We start from the raw sequence: 15,540 nt of genomic DNA on the forward strand, positions 1-15,540 counted from the left end.
GGGAGGCGGACCCACCCATGAGGCGCGTGCCCCCGCTTCCCGGCCAGACCCGGCACCCGGCGCTTCCGGGCCACATGGTGGTGTGCGGCGACGACGCCCTCGCCGAGCGTCTCGCCGCCGAGCTGCGTGAGCTGTACCGCACGCGGGTCACCGTCGTCGTGCCGTCGCTGCCGGGTACCGGCACCGCTGGAACCGGCGCGGAGAGATGGGCGGCGGCCACCGCTCTGCTCGCCCGCATGCGGGCGGTCGTGAACCTGGCCTCCGACACGGACCCGGAACCGGCCATCCGCGTCCTCCAGGCGCCGGTCCTCGACGAACAGGCACTCGCTCAGGCCGGTGTCCCGCGGGCCGACGCCCTCGCGCTCGTCCATGGCGACGACGAGACCAACATCCGCGCGACCCTCGCCTCCCGCCGCCTCAACCCCCGTCCGCGCCTGGTCATCCGGCTCTACGACCGCAGACTCGGCCGACACCTGGCCGACCTGCTCGACCAGGCCGCCGCGGTCGCCTCACCAGGGCTCGATCCGGCAGCGCTGGACACCTCCACCACCGTGCTGTCCTCCCCTGCAAGCCTCCGCTCCCGGCCCCGCGTTCCACCCCGGATCTGCGACTCTTGTCCGGCGTGCGTCAGGAATACGTCGGCAAGGCGTCAAGAACACGGGAGGACGTGTGACAGGGCGAGAGGTCCCCGACGAGTATCTGGAGGGGTATGTCCAGATACTGACCGAGGTGTGTGCGACGGGCCGTCGCCTCACCCGGGACGAGTTGGAGTCCCTGCGGACCCGGGGGGAGCGCGCCGCCGAAGCCGGCTTCGGGATACGGGCCGTCGTTCGCCGGCACCTGGCCGTGGCCCGTGAGCATTGGCCCGTCCTCGCCGCCTCGGCGGATGATCGCGCACTTGCCGCCGTCGAGCAGGCGATCGACGCCTTCGCCGAAGGACACGAGCGGGCGCAGCAGCTCGCCGTGCGGCAGGAGGAGGCGATGCGCCGGGAGTTCATCGACGACCTGCTCTACGGCCGCAGCGACCTGGGCCGCCTGTCCGAACGGGCTGAGCGCTTCGGCCTGCTCCTCTCCCGCGCCCACGCCGTCGCCGTCGCGCAGGGCGGCAAGCCGGTCGAGGAGACCGACCCGGCCACCCGGCAGGTGGAGAGCGCCGTGGTCGGCCGGTTCGGCGAGCGGCGCATTCTGCTCACCACCAAGGACGGCCGACTCGTCTGCATCGCCCCCGGGGACCAGGACGACGTGCTGGCGTTCTTCGCCAAGCAGGCGTACGCGGCCAACGAAGGTGGCCGGGTCGCCATCGGACGCCCGCACCCGGGTGCGGGAGGAGTCGTCCACTCCTACGAAGAGGCTCTCAACGCCCTCGACCTGGCAGACCGGTTGCAGATCCACGAGCCGGTGCTGCGCGCGGCCGACCTCCTCGTCTACCCGGTCCTGACCCGCGACCGGCAAGCCATGGCCGATCTCGTCGGCAACACCCTCGGCCCGCTGCTCAGCGCACGTGGCGGCGCCCGTCCCCTCGTCGAGACACTGACGGCGTACTTCGACTCCGGCTGCGTCGCCGCCGAGGCGGCGAGGCGCCTGAACCTGAGTGTGCGGGCCTTCACCTACCGGCTGGAGCGCATCCACAAGCTCACCGGCGCCGACCCGGGGGATTCCGTCCACCGCTACACCTTGCAGACCGCGGTGATCGGGGCCCGGCTCCTCGGGTGGCCCGACGACGAGGTGTGACGGCCGACGGCCCCGCCCGAGCCGACGGCCGCCGCCGTTCGCGTCGATGAGACGGATACCCACGTGGGCGAAGACTCGGCAGGCGGACCTGACCCGCAGCCGAAGAAGAACAGGAAGGACGCAAAGGGCAGGAAGGGCTGACACGCTCCCTGCCGGAGGCGGCCCGGCCGCACCGAGGGTCACGGACTCCGATCGGTGCTGTCCGCCCGGTTCGTCGGATCGACGGCGTAGACGACGGGACAGTCCTTGCGCGTCATAAGAGCGGCGACCTCCGACGGCGAGTCCTCCGGACCCACCAGCCCGGGCGTGACGCGGTGTCGAGGCAGCCAGTCCGCCACCGACCGCCCGGAGAGCGTTTCCTGGGCTCCGTCGTCCAAACGACCGGCGATCAGAGTCAACAGCGGGTCCAGGCGGTCGGGTTTTCAGACACCAGGGCGCCGAGCAGCTGAGAGGCTGGGACGATCGCGTACGGGCACTCCACCTGGTCGAGAACCAGCAGAGCGGGCAGCCGCTCACGCACCAGCAGCCGCGCCGCCTCCTGGGCGTCGTCGTCGACCCGCACCGTCGGACAGGCGCGGGCCAGGTCACGCGCGAGCGTCGAGGCGGCCCTCCTCGGGCGGGGCGGTGGCGGGCTCGTCCTTGTCCGGGATGCCGATGAGTTCGTCGACGTCGAAGGCGCGGGCGATCGGGACGTCCGTGGAGCTGTGGGCGATGATCGAGAAGGCGATGCAGACCGCGACGAGCGTGAACGCCTCCTCCGCCTGTGGAATGCCGGACTGCAGCACCAGCAGGCCGTAGACGACCGAGGCGAAGCCCTTCGGGCCGAACCAGGCCGCCACCAGCTTCTCCTTGCGCGAAATGACGCTCGTGCCGAGCAGCGAGATGAGCAGCGACGCCGGGCGGATCAGCACGATCGCCAGGATCACGGCCACGTAGCCGCCGAAGGGCAGGTCACCGAACAACTGCGGGGTCAGCAGCGCGCCGAACACCAGGAGCGCCGCGAACTTCGCCAGCTCCGCCAGCGCCTCACCGAGCGGTTCGAAGGACGTCTTCGCCTCCGGCGACACGTGGGCCAAGGTCGCGCCCGCCGAGAAGGCGGCGAGGTAGGGGTTGGCGTGGGTGAGGTGGCAGGTGGCGTACAGGATGATCCCGGTGGCCAGCGGCAGCAGCGGCTGCAGCTTCGGCTCCGCGCCCAGCAGCCGGAAGCGGACGAGACCGTTGACCAGCAGAGGCAGTACGACACCGAAGACCAGGCCGAGCAGCAGTTCCACCGCGATGGTGGAGCCGGAGGCTTCCGCGCTGTCCGCGGTCGGGCCGGCCGCCGCGATCAGCATCAGGACCACGGGCAGCGCGAGCCCGTCGTTGATGCCGCTCTCCACGTTCAGCAACTGCCGCAGCTTCGCCGGGACTTCCGCACGCCCGACGATCGCCGACGCGAACACCGGGTCGGTCGGTGCCAGAACGGCTCCGACCAGGAACGACGTCGTCCAGTCCAAGCCCACCAGGTAGTGGGTGACCAGGGCCATGAAGACGAACGCGAGCGGCATGCCCAGGCCCAGGGCCCGCGCGGGGTTCTTCCAGCCGGCGCGCAGCTTGGGCAGGGACACGTGCATGCCGTCGGTGAACAGCACCGCGAACAGCGCCAGATCGGCCGTCACGGACACGATCTCGCTGTCCGGAGTGATGTGGATCAGCCCGAGGAATCCGTCGCTGACCAGCGCTCCGCCGACAAGGAACAGAAAGGACGTGGAGAGCACCGTCCGCCCCGCCAGGCCCGACAACAGCACCGCCACCAACAGCGCGGCCCCGAACACCACAACGAGCACCATGACGGCCATCCCCGATCGGAAGAGAGACTGTCCCCTACTCGCCGACCAGGCTTCCCGGCACACCAGGGGGAACCCTACTAGCCCTTGATGCGTCTTTGACAGATCACTGACGGGCACCACGGAGGCACCTACGTTGCCAGGATCCGGCAACATGAGGAGCCGACTGGTCTCTGTGTGGCCCTCCCCTTCGCGCCGGTCTTCTTGCTGCTGTCACGTGAGGAGGAACCTGGCGCAGGCTCAAGCGTCTGGGGCATGGGACGGAACCTGAGCCGGGTCGGGCCCTGTCGTGGCGTGGCTGGGGCGAGGGGCGGGTCGGTCCATCCGGTGAGGGCGCCGTCCGCGTTGGCGGTGCCTTCACCGAGCCGGAACCGGGTCGTTGCTTCCGTCATACCTGTTTGTCCGTCAGGCCGTAGGGCAGATCGGGGTGAGCGGCGGCGATGGCGATGCCGTCGCGGCCGGGGGTGTATCCGGCGTCGGTGACAATGCCGACGACGGCGGCGGTGGCACCGAGGTGGGCGAGGACAGGGCCGGTGATCGAGCGGGCGCCTTCGTGGACGAAGTCGGCGAGCAGGCTGACGGTGCCGAAGGCGACGACGAACCGCCACGCACCCATGCCCGGACCACGCCCCCCTCGTTCTGTGCCCGCGGTGCCGGTCCGGGTCATACGAACAGGGCCTGGGCGAGGGCGACGCCGACGAACACGGCACCGAGGCCGGCCACGATGGAGGCGGCGACGTTGGCCGCGGCGAAGAACTTCGCGCCGCTCTCGGCCAGCCGCAGCGTCTCGTAGGAGAACGTCGAGTAGGTGGTCAGGGCTCCGCACAGTCCGGTGCCGAGCAGCAGTTGCACGGTGTGCCCTCCGGCGCCGGACAGGGCGGCGCCGGTGAGGATGCCCAGGACGAGGGAGCCGACGACGTTGACGGTGAAGGTGCCCCAGGGGAAGACGGTGTCGTGGCGGGCCTGGACGGCCCGGTCGGTGAGGTAGCGCAGGGGTGCGCCGACCGCCCCGCCGATGGCCACCAGCAGGAAGTCGCTCACCGGTCCGCCCGGGGCGCGCCGTCGAAGTGGACGATCTGAACCGGTTCCAGGGTGATCAGACCCTCGATGTTCATTTCTTCCAGCTGCGGGACGAACGCCTGGATGCGTTCCTCGGTATCGACGATGACCACGGCGATGGGCAGGTCGTCGGCCATCGACAGCAGGCGGGTGGTGTGGATGATCTGCCGGCCTCCGAAGCCTTCCATGCCGTGGAAGATCGAGGCGCCGGAGAGCCCGGCGGCATGGGCCCGGTGGACGATCTCGCTGTACACCGGCTTGTGGTGCCAAAGGTCGGTGTCGTCGACCAGGACGGTCAGCCGCAGTGCCGCCTGTGTACGCCAGCTCATGATTCGCTCCACTTCGACAGGATGCGGCGCGTGCTCCACGCGCCCACGGTCACCGCGAGCACCGCGGCCACGGCTGTTGCCGCCAGATAAGTGAGCGCGATCCCCGGACGGCCGCCGGTGACGAGGCGCTCGATGTCCACGCAGTAGGTGGAGAAGGTGGTGAAACCGCCCAGCACCCCGGTGCCGAAGAACGGGCGCAGCAGAGGATGAGTGGAGAAGATCTCGGTGACGGCGACGAGGAAGGCGCCGATCACCAGGCACCCGGCGGCGTTCACCGTGAGGGTGGTGAAGGGGAAGCTGTTGGTGGCGGTCGGCCATGCCTGGGCGGCGCCGAAGCGGGCGAGAGCGCCCAGCGCCCCGCCGAGTGCGATCACCAGCAGGACGCCGTAGTGCGAGCGCCGCAACTCCTGGCGCTGCTCGGCGTCCGACAGGCCGATGTCGGGGTCGGTGGGCTCTGCCGCTGTCGACAGCCCGGTCTCGTCCGAACGCACACCTCTCCCTACACGTGGTGTCCTGTCCGCGTGCACGGACAGGATTCTTCACGGGTAGGGACTGTTGACGGCAGCATTGCCGCGGTTCGGGTACGGCGAGCCCCACCGCCGCGCGGCGCAGAAACCCACCGCATACGGTCAGGTTACTTTGCGCCACGCCACGCATGGGGAACGCCTCCTCACCCTGACAGGTGGCGCAGGTGATCCGCCGTGCGGCAGTCGGCAGTGTGCTGACGCCCTTGCCGACCGGACGGTGCAGTGCCTCCTGGGCGATCCGTGCGTGGTCGCGCAGACCGCTGCCCCGCACTGTCGGCAGACGGCGACAGCGGCGACGACGATGTGATCGGCGCTCTGGCAGTCGTAGCAGTGCATCGCTGACTCCCTGCGGGTGAGGTGGACATAGCGGCGGCGCACCTGCTCCGGGCAGACGGCGGCCATGCCCGCACCGGTCTGGCCTATCTCGCGGCGACAGCACTGGCGGCACTCGCCGCCGTATGGCTCACGGTGACAGCGACGCGCCGTGTACTGGCATGGCGGTAGGGATGACGAGGCTGACGGGCAGAGCTCTACGGGTGACGATCTTCATCGAGGAGAACGACATCTGGCACCACAGGCCCCTTTACACCGAGATCGTGCACCGCGCCCACAAGGCCGGGCTGGCGGGAGCGTCTTCCGGGGCATCGAGGGCTTCGGCGCGTCCTCACTGATCCACACCTCGCGGGCCTCATGCGCCTGCTCGCACGCACCGAGGACCCGCTGGTGGAAGACCTCTGGTTCATGCCGGTCTGGCTCGGGCGGCCGGCGGCGGTCATGACGAGTCCGGTGACGAGCAGGGGCAGGCTGGTGGCGAGGACGGTGAAGCCGGGGCCCGCCAGGACGTACAGGTTGGTGGCTGTGTCCGGTCGTCAGGAGGCGGCTGACGGGGTCTGGTGCAGGCGGGCGCCGAGGGTGGCGGCGAAGTCCTCGGCGCGGGCCAGCTGGATCCGAAGCTTCTCGACCTGCTCGGTGGCGGCCTGCTCGTACTCGCGCACCCGGTCCAGCAGGGCATCGCGTTCGCCGGAGTCGGGGCCGGGCTCGTGGTCGAGGCGGTCGGTGGCGTCCAGGAGGTCGCGCATCTGGTCGAGGGTGAAGCCGAGCGGCTTCATACGGCGGATGACCATAAGCCGCTGCACGTCGTTCTCGGTGTAGAGGCGGAAGCCGCCCTGGGAGCGGGCGGAGGGGATGACCAGGCCGGTTTCCTCGTAGTGCCGGATGGTGCGCAGGGACAGCTCCGTCCGCGCGGCGACTTCGCCGATCTGCATGTGCTTGTCGTCCACGTCCGTGTCCTGGCCCTTCTCGTCCTGCCGGGACCGCGCCCCGCGCGACCCCACCGACCTCTACTCTAACGTTAGGGTAGAGTTGCTGACGGCGAGGGCGGCCCGGCTGCCCCGCGCCTGCCGTTCCGGGGCCGATGGCGCCCCCGGTGAAGATCCGATTCTTGCAGGAGAGAGCGTGCGCGAGCCCATGACGCCCATCGCCGCCGCCTGCCCGCCGTGACTCTTCGCTCCCCGATGTGAGCCGCTCGGCCGCGCCTCGCGCAGGCCCCGGCTCCGTCGCTTCTTCGACTTCCGGCCCGCCTTTTACGGGCCGTCCGCGGGGTGCCGGCCCGGTTCCTCCGCGTTCTCCCCACACCCCGCCCGCCCTGCCAGTGGGGTGTGCCCGAGCACGACAGGTACTCATCTCCTTGTCTTCTTCCGTAGCGACTCCCGCCGCGCGGCTACGCGCTCTGCGCCCCGACTGGCTGAACGACCCGAAGGTCTGGCGCACCGAGGTCCTGGCCGGTCTGGTCGTCGCGCTGGCGCTGATCCCCGAGGCGATCTCGTTCTCGATCATCGCCGGTGTCGACCCGGCCGTCGGCCTCTTCGCCTCGTTCACCATGGCCGTGACCATCTCGATCGTCGGCGGACGGCGCGCGATGATCTCGGCGGCCACCGGTGCCGTCGCGCTCGTGATCGCCCCGCTCAACCGTGAGCACGGCTTCGGCTACCTGGTCGCCGCCGTCATCCTCGCCGGTGTCATCCAGGTCGCGCTCGGCGCACTCGGGGTGGCGAAGCTGATGCGGTTCGTGCCGCGCTCGGTGATGGTCGGCTTCGTCAACGCCCTCGCCATCCTGATCTTCATGGCCCAGGTCCCCGAGATGCACGACGTGCCCTGGCCCGTCTATCCGCTGATCGCGGCCGGTCTGGCCCTCATGGTGTTCTTCCCGAAGGTCACCACGGTGATCCCGGCCCCGCTGGTCTCCATCGTCATCCTCACCGTGATCACGGTCGCCGCCGGAATCGCCGTGCCGACCGTCGGCGACAAGGGCGACCTGCCGTCCTCCCTGCCGGTGCCCGGCCTGCCGGACGTGCCGTTCACCATCGACACCCTGACGACGATCGCCCCGTACGCGTTCGCGATGGCGCTGGTCGGTCTGATGGAGTCGCTGATGACGGCCAAGCTGGTCGACGACATCACCGACACCCACTCCTCCAAGACCCGTGAGTCCATCGGCCAGGGCATCGCCAACATCGTCACCGGCTTCTTCGGCGGCATGGGCGGCTGCGCCATGATCGGCCAGACGATGATCAACGTGAAGGTGTCCGGCGCCCGCACCCGCCTGTCCACGTTCCTGGCAGGCGCGTTCCTGATGGTGCTGTGCATCGTCTTCGGCCCGGTCGTCTCGGACATCCCCATGGCTGCCCTGGTCGCCGTCATGGTCATGGTGTCGTTCGCGACCTTCGACTGGCACTCCATCGCCCCGAAGACCCTCAGGCGGATGCCCGCCGGGGAGATCACCGTCATGGTCATCACCGTGATCTGCGTGGTCGCCACCAGCAACCTCGCCATCGGCGTCGTCGTCGGCTCCATCACCGCCATGGTCATCTTCGCCAAGCGCGTCGCCCACCTCGCCAACGTCACCTCTGTCACCGACCCCGACGGCAGCACGGTGGTGTACTCCGTGACCGGCGAGCTGTTCTTCGCCTCCTCCAACGACCTCGTCGGCCAGTTCAACTACGCCACCGACCCCGACACGGTCGTCATCGACCTGTCCGCTGCCCACATCTGGGACGCATCCTCCGTCGCCGCCCTCGACGCGATCGAGACCAAATACACCCAGCGCGGCAAGACCGTGGAGATCATCGGCCTGAACAACCCCAGCGCCGCCCTCCACGGCAAGCTCACCGGCGAACTCACCAGCCACTGACCCATCCCCGCGAAACCCGGGAGGACCCCGGCCGACCGCCGGGGCCCTCCGCTGTTCAAGCGACAGGCGCGGCGCGCCCCGCAGCCGTCGCAGCAGCCCACGCCGACTTCGCCGCCCTCCAGCAGGGCAAGAACAACCCCGAGTAGTCCTCAGTGCACGCCGGCCACCTGCCCGCAAGTCGAGCGGGGCCCGTGGCGCAAGCTCAACACCTCACCCCGGTCCGGCCCCCGGGTCCCGCCGACCGCCGCCGCGTCGTGAGACCCAGCGACGCCGCAGCCAGTCTCCGGCCTCTCCGATCGCGACCAGAAGTGCGGCCGATGCGGCGCACCCGGCGAGGCGTACCGGCTGCCCGAGGGCCATGCCCAGCAGCCACAGCGCGAGGGTGACCGTGACCCACCACACGATGACGGATCTGGTTTCCGCCCGCCACCGCGCAGCCCGCTTCACCGGGCAACGCCGGCGATCGGGAGAGTGGGGACTGGCAGGGCGAGCCGCTGCCAGGGCATCGTCGTCATCCTGTTCGGGTAAGGGTGCGGGCCCGGAGTCCCGATACGCGGGTGGGATGTCACCGGTGGCCGGTGGCGGCCATGACCAGGCCGGTGATCAGCAGGGCCATGCCGATGACCAGGACGGGGAGGCCGGGGCCGGGCAGGACGTACATCAACGCCCCTGCCAGGGTGAGCGGAACTCCGACGGCCACCAGCACGGCCTGGATGCGACGTTTGGACATGCGCTGCTCCTCCTCGGGCTGCTGCGGTGACGGCGTCAGCTGTCCTTGCCGATCAGGTGTGCGGTCAGGACGCCGGTGAGAAGTGCCCAGGCGACGGCGGCCCACCCGGCCTGGCTCCAGCCGATGGCCGTCACGCTCACCGCGACCACGCCTCCGGCCGCCATCGCCCGCCGACTGGTGGCGAAGGCCCATTGCCGGCGGGCGCTGCCCGGGTGCCGGATCTCAGCGAACGCGGTGCGGATGACGAGTGCCGCGACGATGATCACGGGCGCCAGCAGCGACGCCTCGCCACCGCCCCCCATCAGGTGTCCTGCCTGTCCGGCCCGGCATCGGCCGAGTGGGCCTGCTGGTAGATGTCGGGGATGCCGTCCGCGTCGGCGTCGAGGTTCTCCGCCTCGTACAGACTCCGGTAGATCGTGTTCCGGCGGCGCAGCAGGGCGGCGGCGAGCAGGGCGGCGAGTACGGAGGCGATCAGGACCGCCGCCTTGACGTGTTCCCCGGTCCGGCCGTCGGGGAAGGCGAGTTCGCCGATCAGCAGGGCCACGGTGAAGCCGATCCCAGCCAGCACCGACAGGCCCAGCACGTCGGCCCAGGCCAGGTCTGGGTTGAGGCGGGCGCGGGTGAAGCGGGCGGCCAGGTACGTCCCGGCGAAGATGCCCACGGTCTTGCCGGCGATCAGACCGATGACGATTCCGAGGGGCTCCGGACTGGTGAAGACCTCGCCCATGGCCGCGCCGGTGATGCTCACCCCGGCGGCGAACAGAGCGAACAGCGGCACCGCGACCGCGGCCGAGACCGGGTGCACCAGGTGCGCGACCCGGGCGGCCGGGGACTTCTTCTCGCCTGCGTCGGGGGTGGTGCGCAGGATCAGCCCCATCGCGACTCCGGCGACCGTGGCGTGGACGCCACCGTTGTACATCAGCACCCAGATGGTGACGCCGAGAGGGACGTACCACCACCAGCCACGTACCCGCGCCCGCTGGAGCAGGTAGAAGACGACGAGTCCGGCGAACGCCCCGGTCAGCGCCCACAGGTTCAGGTCGGAGGTGAAGAACAACGCGATGATCAGGATGGCGCCGAGGTCGTCGACGACCGCGAGGGTCAGCAGGAACGCGCGCAGCGCGGCCGGCAGGTGGGTGGACAGGACCGCGAGCACGGCGAGGGCGAACGCGATGTCGGTGGCCATCGGCACCGCCCACCCGTCCAGGCTTCCGCCGCCCGCCGAGGCGGTCGCGGCGTACAGGGCGGCGGGCACGGCCATTCCGCACACCGCGGCGATCACCGGCAGCGCCGCCGTCGCGGGGGTACGCAGCTCGCCGACGACCAGTTCACGCTTGAGCTCGATCCCGGCGACCAGGAAGAACACCGCGAGCAGCCCGTCCGCCGTCCAGTGCCCCACCGACAGGTCGAGGCCGAGCGCCGGTATCCCGAAGTGGAAATCCCGTATCTCCTCGTACGCCCCGCTCCACGGGCTGTTCGCCCACACCAGCGCCACCACCGCAGCAGTGAGGAGGACCAGTCCACCGACGGTCTCGGTCCGCAGTGCACGGGCGACGGCCTGACGCTCCGGAAGCGGAAGCAGGCCCAGGAAGTAGGAACGCGAGCGGACATCAGACACGGCGGGGAGTCCTCCGGGGCGTCGGCGGAAAAAGGGCACACGGCCCCGCGGACGCCGACCAGACTTCCCGGCACACCCCGCGCCAGTTCTTGACGCGTTCTTTACACCGTATCGAGCCCCGGGCCCGCTGTCTCCCCCGCGGTCGCTCAAGATCGACATGATGTGACGCTGCGACCTGCCCGATCAGCCCTGTCAGGTTCGGCTACACGCCTCCTTCGCCGACCACGCGACCTCCGCGAACGCATCCAGTCCCAGCCCCGCCCGGCAGGAGTTCATCCACCAGTGCGGCGACGCGGGTGGCGAGGGCGTCCCGTACCGCTCGCGCGCTTTCGATGTCCAGGCCGCTCAGCTCCGGCAGGTCCCAGTCCAGACAGCGACGCCCGGGCCGAACCGGGCAGGCGTCGCCGCAGCCCAGCGTGACGACGACGTCGGCAGCCGTGACGACTTCGCGGGTCAGCGGCTTGGGGAACTCCTCGTCCGCGTTCATGCCCTGCTCGGCGAGCAGCCGCAGCACGACCGGAGTGATCTCCGAGCCGGGCTCGGAACCGGCCGTCAGCACCCGGATCCCGGCCCGGTGCCGCAGCAGCGCGGCGGCCAGCTGCGAACGCCCGGCGTTCTCGGTGCACACGAACAGCACTTCGGGCACCGGCTTCGGTGCCAGCCCCATACCGCGGGCCAGGGCCCCGAGCCGCTGGTCGGCGAACCGCTCCACCAGCACCGGCAGGTGGGTGGCGACACGCGCCTTCGCCGACAGCACCCAGGAGCACTCCTCGACGTACCGCTCCACGGTCTCCCGGGAGAACGCCCTGCCGTGACGTATCGCAAGACGGGCCGTGATGCGTTCGAGCACGGGATCGATGTCCCGCAGAGACGGCGCTGCTCGGCGGCCTCGGCCGAGAGGGCTTTGCTCGTCCATGGGGCGGCTCCTCGGTCTACGGCTCCCAACACCGCACTCACCACGGATAATGGGCGCATATCTAAGCACTGAGCGGGTGGGGCGGGTGCCGTCAGACGGCGGCGACGGCCGCAGCCTCTGCGGGTGCGTCAGCAAGGGCGGCGAGGTACCGCTCGGCGTCCAGCGCCGCCGCGCAGCCGGAGACGGCGGCGGTGATGGCCTGGCGGTAGGTGTGGTCGACGACGTCGCCCGCGCCGAAGACGCCGGGGACGCTCGTGCGCGTCGACGGGGAGGCGACTTTCAGGTAGCCCTCGGGGTCGAGTTCAAGCTGGTCCTTGAAGAGCTCGGTGCGCGGGTCGTGACCGATCGCGATGAACAGACCGGTCGCTTCGAGCTCGAGAGTGTTGCCGGTGAGGGTGTCGCGCAGGGTCAGGCCGGACTGAGCTTGTTTCGCTTTGACGGACACCATCGGTGTGGTGGTCAGGCTGCGAGTGCGGTCTCGTATTCGGCAGGACTGCGATAGCCGAGGCTGCTGTGCAGCCGGTGCAAGTTGTACCAGCCCTCGATGAAGTCGAAGATCGCGGTGCGGGCGGCGGCCCGGCTGGGCCAGGCGGTGGTGTCGAGCAACTCCCGTTTGATGGTGGCGAAGAACGACTCGGCGAGCGCGTTGTCCCAGCACTGCCCGGTGCGGCCGACGGACAGACGGACGCCCAACTCCGTTGCCAGAGAGGAGAATTGCTGACTGGTGTACTGACGACCAGCGGCTGGCCGAGTTTCGCACTGCCATCGAGCGCATCCTGGGCGACCCTGCCACGGTGTCCCGCGGCTCGGCGCTCGGAGACCCCGATCAGGTCACCGTCCACGATCTGGCCCGCGCCTCCGACGAGGTCCTGTACGACTACCTGACCAGGCACTCCGGAGACGACGGCCTCATGGAGCGCGTGTTGCTTTCCTTCGCGACCAGCGCGTACCGGTCGAAGCTGCCCTTCTCGGATGTCCTGGCGCGCCATTCCGCCCCGCGGGCAGTCTTGACCGAGATCACCACAGACCTCCGAAAGCGCCTGGGCGGCGGCCCCCACTTGAGGGAGGCATGGACCCGCCAGGTCTTGACGCTCCCCGACTGCACACCGGAGCTCATCCGCGCCCGACCCTCCTGGACAGCCCTGACCGTGGGCGGCCAACGGCATGGAACGGCCCACAAGGCTGTGGCATCGGTCGTGTTGGCCTCACTCGGCGACAGCAACGAGGCATGGTCCCGCTTCGCCACCAGCCCCGCCTCATACTCCGGCCCGACAGCGTGGCTACGGCTCGGCGACATCCTCGATGCCGCCGCGCAAAAAACGGACTGGCCGAAGCCCCCGAACTCCAAGTGACACCACGCTCGCACAAATTTCCGTACGCAACGCGACAAGCATCGGCAGGTCGTGGGTTCAAATCCCGCCACCCCGGCAGTGGAAATACCAGTCCAGAGGCTCCCTCTCATGTGAGAGGGAGCCTCTGGTTTTTGGTGAGTGTGTAAGTGAGTGACTGCGTCGCGGCGACGTGAACGGGGCCCGGCCGCTTTCAGGGCCTCCGGGGGTGTGCCGGTCAGCCAGGACCAGTGAGGTCAGGCGTGATCGCCCGCCGCCGCTGCCATCAGTGGTTCGGCGGCTTCCGGTGTCGTGTCCGGGGGGATGACCAGGAGGTCCCAGCGGCCTCGGCCGGGGGCGAGTAGGACGACCGTGGGTGGGGCGGAGGGCGTCGGGCTTCTGGTCAGTCGGACTGGTTGGTTGGCGATCAGGATTCGGCCGGGCAGTGCGGTCCACACGCCTCCCTTGACCGTGACGCTGCTGATGCCGCCCCAGGTGCGGGGCAAGCCGGCGAGCAGTCGGGGGAGTTCGGCGAGCAGGTCGTACGAGCGTGGCCACCAGGCTCCGTCGAGGGCCCGGGCCAGGCCGCCGCGGGGTGCCAGGCGCAGGCGTAGGAGGGGGTGGGAGGGGAGCGGGGGCTGCAGTGCGGTGGTCATCGGAATCTGGGTTCCTGTCAACTGCCGTACGCGGATGAGCCGGTGAGCCGGTGAGCCGGTGAGCCGGTGAGCCGGTGAGCCGGTGAGCCGGTGAGCCGGTGATGAGTATCGGCAGCTGCCCTACGCGGGTGATGGGGCGGGCAGCTGCCGTACCTCGGCATGGTCGGACGTTGGGTGGCTGGTTGGGTTCAGGTGCGGCGGGATTCTATGCGGGTTGGGGTTGGCCAGCGGACCTCGGAGACCCAGCCGAGGTGTTCCATCAGGCGGATGAAGGCGGCCGACGGGTCTATCTGGCCGCGGTCCACTCCGTGGCGGGCGCTTGTGGGGTCGGCGTGGTGGAGGTTGTGCCAGCTCTCGCCGAAGGAGAGCAGGGCCAGGGGCCACAGGTTGGTGGCGCGGTCGTGGCGGCGGGTGCGGAACGGGCGGTCGCCGATCAGGTGGCAGAGGGAGTTGACGCTCCAGGTGACGTGGTGCAGCAGCGCTATGCGGCCAAGTCCCGCCCACAGCAGGGCCGTTACGCCGTACAGCCAGGTGCCGCCGATCGCCCAGCCCAGGCCGAATGGCAGGGCGAGAGTCAAGAAGCACAGTGCGGGGAAGGCTCGGGACACCGCCGTGATGTCTCGGTCCGCCAAGAGGTCGGGGGCGTAACGCTCGGCCGATGTGGCGTCGTTGCGGAAGAGCCAGCCGACGTGGGCGTGCAGCAGTCCGCGCAACTGGCCGCGCAGGTGGGTGCCGTAGCGGTACGGGGAGTGCGGGTCGCCCGGTCGGTCCGTGAAGGCGTGGTGGCGGCGGTGCGTGGCCACCCAGCCGATGACATCCCCCTGGAAGCTCATCGAACCGGCCACCGCGAGTGCGATGCGCACCGGGCGGACGGCACGGTAGCCGCCGTGGGTGAGGCCGCGGTGGAAGCCGACGGTGACGCCCAGGCACGTGATCGTGTAGAGCACCGCGGCCAGCACTATGTCGGCGGGGTGGATGAGTCGTCCCCAGAGCAGCCAGCCTGCCAGGCCCAGCGCCACGAACGGCAGGACGACGATCAGCGCGGTCACCGTCACGAACAGGCGTTCCCCTCCGCCGCGCGGGGGTGCCGGGCCGTCGTCCCGTGGGAAGGGGGACGTCCCGTCGTAGGCCTGGGGCGGTGGCGACGGTGGCGACTGGGCGGTCGTGGGCATGGGGGTGGGCGTGGGGGTCGTGCTTGTTGGGAGCAGCGGCATGGGGGCTCCTCGGCCTCGGTGCGGATGGCGTGGCCGGGGTCTGGGGCTGCCCTGAAGAGGGGAACGCGAGGGCGGGCCGGGCCGGACGCCGGCGTGGAGAGAGCCCTCGGTCTCCCCACCGTACTCCGGTACGCTCCGAAACAGGGTGGTCCGGTTAGCGTGACCACCCGCGTTGACATGGATCGTCGCCGGACGTTGACTGGCAGCACGGCGCGGCGCCGGGTGGGAGGGGGTCGCTCCGGATCATCCATCCAAATCCTTTCCCAAGCCCTTTCCCGAACCTTTTCGCCTCCCCGCCCTTGGCCGGGTCACCGGCGACAGGTGACCGCAGCGCCAGCGCAGGACCGCAGCACCGACCGGGTCTCCGGACGGCCTGGAACAGGCCGTCGAGAAGACCGAGGACGCCTTCGGGCGCA

Annotated in this window: 19 protein-coding genes and 4 pseudogenes; 6 read left to right on the forward strand and 17 right to left on the reverse strand. The window is 70.2% G+C overall.

The window, feature by feature from the left end; genetic code table 11:
• Positions 1 to 236: 236 nt before the first annotated feature.
• Together ACWDR4_RS17165 and ACWDR4_RS17170 are read left to right on the forward strand one after the other, a co-directional pair.
• Positions 237 to 464, forward strand: a pseudogene (locus ACWDR4_RS17165) (NAD-binding protein); the annotation flags it as partial.
• A gap of 205 nt (positions 465 to 669) precedes the next feature.
• Positions 670 to 1,731 carry a PucR family transcriptional regulator gene (locus ACWDR4_RS17170; RefSeq protein ID WP_450409252.1) on the forward strand — a complete coding sequence of 354 codons (1,062 nt, stop codon included), beginning with the start codon at positions 670 to 672 and terminating at the stop codon, positions 1,729 to 1,731.
• Between the two features lie 179 nt (positions 1,732 to 1,910).
• Here ACWDR4_RS17170 and ACWDR4_RS17175 read toward each other — a convergent pair whose 3' ends face one another.
• The 7 genes from ACWDR4_RS17175 to ACWDR4_RS17205 all read right to left on the reverse strand — a co-directional run bounded on the left by ACWDR4_RS17175 (position 1,911) and on the right by ACWDR4_RS17205 (position 5,436).
• Entirely contained in the window at positions 1,911 to 2,108 is a 198-nt protein-coding gene (locus ACWDR4_RS17175; RefSeq protein WP_450409254.1) for a hypothetical protein, read from the reverse strand.
• 17 nt (positions 2,109 to 2,125) lie between these two features.
• Positions 2,126 to 2,293, reverse strand: a complete 168-nt coding sequence (locus ACWDR4_RS17180) for a hypothetical protein (RefSeq protein WP_450409256.1) — start codon at positions 2,291 to 2,293, stop codon at positions 2,126 to 2,128.
• Positions 2,294 to 2,315: 22 nt separating this feature from the next.
• Complete coding sequence (locus ACWDR4_RS17185) at positions 2,316 to 3,560, reverse strand: cation:proton antiporter (protein ID WP_450409258.1); 1,245 nt, start codon at positions 3,558 to 3,560, stop codon at positions 2,316 to 2,318.
• A 385-nt stretch (positions 3,561 to 3,945) separates the two neighbouring features.
• Positions 3,946 to 4,173 carry a hypothetical protein gene (locus ACWDR4_RS17190; protein WP_450409260.1) on the reverse strand — a complete coding sequence of 76 codons (228 nt, stop codon included), beginning with the start codon at positions 4,171 to 4,173 and terminating at the stop codon, positions 3,946 to 3,948.
• A gap of 47 nt (positions 4,174 to 4,220) precedes the next feature.
• Positions 4,221 to 4,598, reverse strand: a complete 378-nt coding sequence (gene crcB / locus ACWDR4_RS17195; protein WP_450409262.1) for a fluoride efflux transporter CrcB — start codon at positions 4,596 to 4,598, stop codon at positions 4,221 to 4,223.
• Complete coding sequence (locus ACWDR4_RS17200; protein ID WP_450409264.1) at positions 4,595 to 4,945, reverse strand: DUF190 domain-containing protein; 351 nt, start codon at positions 4,943 to 4,945, stop codon at positions 4,595 to 4,597. Before ACWDR4_RS17200 ends, crcB begins: the two co-directional genes overlap by 4 nt.
• Positions 4,942 to 5,436 (reverse strand): fluoride efflux transporter FluC, encoded by a 495-nt coding sequence (locus ACWDR4_RS17205; RefSeq protein ID WP_450409266.1) that lies wholly within the window; start codon positions 5,434 to 5,436, stop codon positions 4,942 to 4,944. Before ACWDR4_RS17205 ends, ACWDR4_RS17200 begins: the two co-directional genes overlap by 4 nt.
• 426 nt (positions 5,437 to 5,862) lie before the next feature.
• Between ACWDR4_RS17205 and ACWDR4_RS17210 the strand changes: the two are divergent.
• Together ACWDR4_RS17210 and ACWDR4_RS17215 are read left to right on the forward strand one after the other, a co-directional pair.
• Positions 5,863 to 5,976, forward strand: a pseudogene (locus tag ACWDR4_RS17210) (CrcB protein); the annotation flags it as partial.
• Positions 5,977 to 5,978: 2 nt separating this feature from the next.
• Positions 5,979 to 6,157, forward strand: a pseudogene (locus ACWDR4_RS17215) (DUF190 domain-containing protein); the annotation flags it as partial.
• Between the two features lie 184 nt (positions 6,158 to 6,341).
• On the opposite strand, the gene ACWDR4_RS17220 reads toward ACWDR4_RS17215, so the two are convergent.
• Positions 6,342 to 6,752: a MerR family transcriptional regulator gene (locus ACWDR4_RS17220; RefSeq protein WP_450409365.1), complete on the reverse strand. Its 411-nt coding sequence runs from the start codon at positions 6,750 to 6,752 to the stop codon at positions 6,342 to 6,344.
• Between the two features lie 407 nt (positions 6,753 to 7,159).
• On the opposite strand from ACWDR4_RS17220, the gene ACWDR4_RS17225 reads away from it, so the two are divergent.
• Complete coding sequence (locus ACWDR4_RS17225; protein ID WP_450409268.1) at positions 7,160 to 8,662, forward strand: SulP family inorganic anion transporter; 1,503 nt, start codon at positions 7,160 to 7,162, stop codon at positions 8,660 to 8,662.
• A gap of 210 nt (positions 8,663 to 8,872) precedes the next feature.
• Here ACWDR4_RS17225 and ACWDR4_RS17230 read toward each other — a convergent pair whose 3' ends face one another.
• The 7 genes and pseudogenes from ACWDR4_RS17230 to ACWDR4_RS17260 all read right to left on the reverse strand — a co-directional run bounded on the left by ACWDR4_RS17230 (position 8,873) and on the right by ACWDR4_RS17260 (position 12,619).
• The gene (locus ACWDR4_RS17230) at positions 8,873 to 9,064 is read right to left on the reverse strand and encodes a hypothetical protein (protein WP_450409270.1); all 192 of its coding nucleotides are present in this window, start codon (positions 9,062 to 9,064) and stop codon (positions 8,873 to 8,875) included.
• Between the two features lie 163 nt (positions 9,065 to 9,227).
• Positions 9,228 to 9,392, reverse strand: a complete 165-nt coding sequence (locus ACWDR4_RS17235; RefSeq protein WP_387130451.1) for a hypothetical protein — start codon at positions 9,390 to 9,392, stop codon at positions 9,228 to 9,230.
• 35 nt (positions 9,393 to 9,427) lie between these two features.
• Entirely contained in the window at positions 9,428 to 9,694 is a 267-nt protein-coding gene (locus ACWDR4_RS17240; protein WP_450409272.1) for a hypothetical protein, read from the reverse strand.
• The gene (gene nhaA, locus ACWDR4_RS17245; RefSeq protein WP_450409274.1) at positions 9,694 to 11,010 is read right to left on the reverse strand and encodes a Na+/H+ antiporter NhaA; all 1,317 of its coding nucleotides are present in this window, start codon (positions 11,008 to 11,010) and stop codon (positions 9,694 to 9,696) included. The genes ACWDR4_RS17240 and nhaA overlap by 1 nt, the downstream gene beginning before the upstream one ends.
• 202 nt (positions 11,011 to 11,212) lie before the next feature.
• Positions 11,213 to 11,926 (reverse strand): arsenate-mycothiol transferase ArsC, encoded by a 714-nt coding sequence (locus ACWDR4_RS17250; protein ID WP_450409276.1) that lies wholly within the window; start codon positions 11,924 to 11,926, stop codon positions 11,213 to 11,215.
• A gap of 91 nt (positions 11,927 to 12,017) precedes the next feature.
• Positions 12,018 to 12,347, reverse strand: a pseudogene (locus ACWDR4_RS17255) (FAD-dependent oxidoreductase); the annotation flags it as partial.
• 38 nt (positions 12,348 to 12,385) lie between these two features.
• Positions 12,386 to 12,619 (reverse strand): transposase, encoded by a 234-nt coding sequence (locus tag ACWDR4_RS17260; protein ID WP_450409277.1) that lies wholly within the window; start codon positions 12,617 to 12,619, stop codon positions 12,386 to 12,388.
• Between the two features lie 5 nt (positions 12,620 to 12,624).
• Between ACWDR4_RS17260 and ACWDR4_RS17265 the strand changes: the two genes are divergently transcribed.
• Positions 12,625 to 13,278, forward strand: coding sequence for a hypothetical protein (locus ACWDR4_RS17265; protein WP_450409278.1), 654 nt, complete (start codon positions 12,625 to 12,627; stop codon positions 13,276 to 13,278).
• 233 nt (positions 13,279 to 13,511) lie between these two features.
• On the opposite strand, the gene ACWDR4_RS17270 is transcribed toward ACWDR4_RS17265, so the two are convergent.
• Positions 13,512 to 13,910 carry a DUF5994 family protein gene (locus ACWDR4_RS17270; RefSeq protein ID WP_450409280.1) on the reverse strand — a complete coding sequence of 133 codons (399 nt, stop codon included), beginning with the start codon at positions 13,908 to 13,910 and terminating at the stop codon, positions 13,512 to 13,514.
• Between the two features lie 188 nt (positions 13,911 to 14,098).
• A complete protein-coding gene (locus tag ACWDR4_RS17275) occupies positions 14,099 to 15,082 on the reverse strand; it encodes an acyl-CoA desaturase (RefSeq protein ID WP_450409367.1) in 984 nt (327 codons plus the stop codon).
• Positions 15,083 to 15,540 lie beyond the last annotated feature (458 nt).

Source organism: Streptomyces sp. NPDC000878, assembly GCF_053599695.1.